The 3,916-nt window shown below is 41.4% G+C and carries 4 protein-coding genes; all 4 read right to left on the reverse strand.

Annotated features, from left to right (window positions below):
• A partial coding sequence (locus tag SBL51_RS23075) for a hypothetical protein (protein ID WP_317933563.1) occupies positions 1–238 on the reverse strand: 238 nt, incomplete at its 3' end.
• A gap of 120 nt (positions 239–358) precedes the next feature.
• Positions 359–688: a hypothetical protein gene (locus SBL51_RS23080; RefSeq protein ID WP_317933564.1), complete on the reverse strand. Its 330-nt coding sequence runs from the start codon at positions 686–688 to the stop codon at positions 359–361.
• A 103-nt stretch (positions 689–791) separates the two neighbouring features.
• Positions 792–3,440, reverse strand: coding sequence for a UvrD-helicase domain-containing protein (locus tag SBL51_RS23085; RefSeq protein ID WP_317933565.1), 2,649 nt, complete (start codon positions 3,438–3,440; stop codon positions 792–794).
• 274 nt (positions 3,441–3,714) lie between these two features.
• The coding region (locus SBL51_RS23090; RefSeq protein WP_317933566.1) for a hypothetical protein at positions 3,715–3,916 on the reverse strand (202 nt) is incomplete at its 5' end.

Consider the following 3,916-nt stretch of genomic DNA (forward strand, 5'->3'; position numbering starts at 1 on the left):
CAATGTACCTAGAAAGATATTGGCCGCTTCTAGCGTCCGACTCGGCCACGACGATTGCTACTTCTTTAATCATACTTCTATCTGAAAGACCATTAATATCATTTTTAAGCTGGGCTAATGCGCTACCAGATTTATCCCAACCTACTTTGTAGCTGGTAATCAAGAGGCTCGATTTATAGAGTGTGAATCCAATACACACGAGCGACACAACAATTAATAGAATACTTAATTTTTTCATAGGGCTTCTAACGCCTGTAGCACCTGCACGAACTGTGGCGGTGCCGTTGTGTTATAAGCGCAGCGAACACAAAAGGCGCCGCCGCAGTTTGTGTCTGGTGCCTACAATTGTTAGGCAAATTTATGGACACCCGAAAACCTTATGCCCACTAAATGTGTATCTAGCTTTTTCTCTACGTAGTTTAAAGCGGTCATTAATATATCCTACTTCACCAGAATCAGTTAATACTTCCGGGATGATGTAATGCTTTACATCATGGCACTTTATAATTTGAACTTCGCTTCCACTCTTTAGCATTCCAATTTGATCGGTGTTGTTGAGCGCTCCATCTAATGACAGGTAGATTGCAATATCTTTTTCCGCTATAGCATAAAGATAATCACCCAAATAGAAATAACCGCCCACCAAAATAATACAGAATGATATGAATATTGCCGCAATAATCTTCATGATTTTTTATGTGGCCTAACGCCCAAGCTCACCGGCAAAATAAAGCTGCATAGCGAAGCGGCGCAGCTTTATTTTGTCCGAGTGCAGCGCCTTGTTATGCATTCTATCTCATTGAGTTCCACTGCCCTGAATGAATTGCGTATGTATCAACCACTGACTCATGATCATCTACGATATGAACACATATCTCATTAGCTAACGGTGACCAAATGGATTTTTTCAGGCTATCGAGAGAAAACCCTTCTTCTAGGAAACTTTTTTGCCAAACCTTATTCCTCGAATTCCATCTGTAACCACTTGCCTTCAATTGATCTTTTATTGCATAGGTCGCACCGTTGTTGTACTGGTTAAGATTTCCTACTCGAACTGTCACGCGGCTATTTTCATCTTTAACGGGAGGAAATTCTTCCCAGCAAATGTCCTGCAATGCTTGCCTGGCCATTATGTCTTGGAGGAAAGGCGAAATACTTTTATTTTCAGTTAAGATGATTAAGTTATCTACCGCACGGGTAAGTGCCACGTAAAACAGCCTCCTTTCCTCTGAAATTATTTTATCAATGCTATCCCCGAGAACTCGTAAAAAAATCCAATCAGGATGAATAAGTGGATAACTTCGTAGAACAGCATCAACAACAACTACCGCATCATTTTGTAGCCCCTTATATTTATGAGCTGTAGATGTTGAAATTCTATCTCTCAATTCTTCAGGAAAATATGAGCGTATAAGGTCACAATAGGCATCAAGACCGTTTTTCCTGCGAGATTGAACAGCATCATAATTCACGTACCACGGCAATGTGTTTTTTCTAGACAGTAAAACCACATTTTTGTCGGTAGCCAACAATTTTGATACAAGCCTCAGTACTGCGGGTGTAATTTCATCACCATTGTGACGCTCCTTTTCTCTATCAGATGGGATGTAATCCTCAAGGTTACCGAACAGAATTGTTCCGTTGTCTGGCTTATATGACTCAGCAGGTTTTCCAAGTCCTTCCATTAAGGCGTTGCCAAGTGACACAATTGATTTAGATGATCTGTAATTTGTCGAAATGTACAGCTCACAGGAAGGAGAAAAGTAATGTTGGAAATTCTCATAAAACTGTAAGTCTGACCCAGCAAACCCGTTTATAGCCTGCCAGTCATCTCCAACACAGAAAAACTCTATTTGATCATTTTGAGATCGTATCGCTTCTACGAGTTTAAGAAATAAATCAGAGAAGTCCTGATACTCATCGATAAACATATATCGAATGTCCGATAAATCTCCTTTTCCTGATTTTCTCTCAAATATTGATTGCCCTTCACGTATGCTGCTGGCGGCTCTCTGCATTAACCCGTCAAAGTCTTCTTCGCCAGTTGCACTTAGACGTTCGAGGTATGCAATATAAAGGTGTTGTGCAATTTTTAAGAACTGTTCCTCAATAGGGCTCAAGTCACTACGCGAATCTACAAGGTCTGTCAATTGCTTCGGAGTAAGAGATAGTTTTCTACATCGCTGGATGAAACCAACCGCTGTACTTGTAAACCTGTCTATTGCCCTATCTTTGATCCTATCCCATATTTCATCCTCAGTTAGAGGCGAGCAATTGATCCCATAATCCTCTAAAGTCTGCTTGAATGCGTTGAAAAAATTGTCTCGCCCAATGGAAACATCGCTAGGTGTTATTTCTACAAGCTTCCAAGAGTGATTTTGTCTCCAGTACTTTCTTTTCTCTTCCGTTAATTCATCATAGTCAGGGTCTCCACGCAACCCAAAGTATTCAACAATCAGCCCGCTTTCAGAAGAAAGAAATATTGTAAAATCGGGCCGATAATTAACCCCATTCCACCAATAATTTCTTTCATACTTATACGGGATATCATGTTCAAACAAGAAGTCTGCTATAAGTTTCTCTCCATGAGACTTTAGATACTCGCCACGAAGACTGACATTCGGTAATGATCTACGATATTCGATAAGTTCGCTTTTTCCTAGATCATACCCACCAGAAACTATTCTTTCCCAGTCAGATCGGAAATGTTCAAGCATCAATAAGCGAATTTCATCTTTGTATTTTGGGTCGCGCAGAAAATCATCGATTACATATTGAAGTGACCGGCTCTTAGCTAGGGAATTGCTAGCGGGGTCATCATAGAGAAGAGCTTCTTCTGGATGAACAATCGCATAGGCTAAAGCATGAAATGTCATCACATGGGGGATACTACCCCCAAAATATTTCTCAAGCCGTTCCTTTATTTCTTCTGCTGCTTTTCGATTAAATGCAAGCAGGATTAGTTGATTCGGTGGAATACTGCAATGTCTTTGCAGGAAGATAGCTCGGTTAACTAGTGTTGTTGTTTTTCCACTACCAGCACGGGCTATCACTTGAATATGCTTTCCGTGTGTTGCAACAGCTTGCGCCTGCTCGTAATCAAGTTCTGCGTTATTATTTTCGCTCACCCATGACTGGACGAAACGTGTTTTCTCGGACTCGTATAAATCGCCTGAAATAAGATCGTTATAGTTATCTTCATAATATTTATCTGTGTAAAGGAAATTCTCCTCAAAGCAATCCCTTATTTTTGCAAGTGCTTTGTCTATTTCGCGTTGTTTTCGTAGTTTTTCCTCAACAGAGCTAATTGCATCGAGTGGAATACCTGAAAATTTTGAACCTGAAAACTCAACAGTACACAATGAGCCACTTATATCTACTAAGACACCTATACCTACATCTGGTCTCGTCAAATGCTCGACCCTGTCTCCTGGCTTCATGCGATTCCTAGCCTTTTATGCATAACGCCGCCAGCAGTTGCCGCTGGAACAGAGCGAAGCGGCGTGTAAGCGGTCAACTGGCTGGCATTGTTAGAACAAGCTCTGAAGTTCGAAAGTTTGCACTGCCGAGCACCACTGCTTAAAGTTTGGACCACTTTGCCCGCCGCCACGATTAAATTATGCAGGCCACGAAGAACGAAACTGCCCAACGTGACTTACCCCTTATACTTTCTACTAGCTACCACACTTTTGTAGCTGTTTATTCACGCGCAATTTATTCAGATTGCACCGACAAATACTTTCCGGCCACTGCTAACTTTCCATTTGCCCAGAATAACCGAGACAAAAATGTTCTAACGCCCGCAGCATGGGCCGACTGAAGCAACGCGTAAGGAGGTCCAGCCAAATACCGAAGGTATTTGGAGAACATGCCTGCGATTGTTATGCATGATAAACTTCCAAAACATGCCTGATTT

The organism is Halioxenophilus sp. WMMB6 (assembly GCF_033283405.1).
In the GTDB taxonomy this organism is placed as follows: domain Bacteria; phylum Pseudomonadota; class Gammaproteobacteria; order Pseudomonadales; family Cellvibrionaceae; genus Halioxenophilus.

What these genes read in the sequence shown, in the direction of transcription:
- SBL51_RS23080 (WP_317933564.1), bottom strand. Translation starts at nt 688, where the DNA reads ATGAAGATTATTGCGGCAATATTCATATCATTCTGTATTATTTTGGTG.
- SBL51_RS23085 (WP_317933565.1), bottom strand. Translation starts at nt 3,440, where the DNA reads ATGAAGCCAGGAGACAGGGTCGAGCATTTGACGAGACCAGATGTAGGT.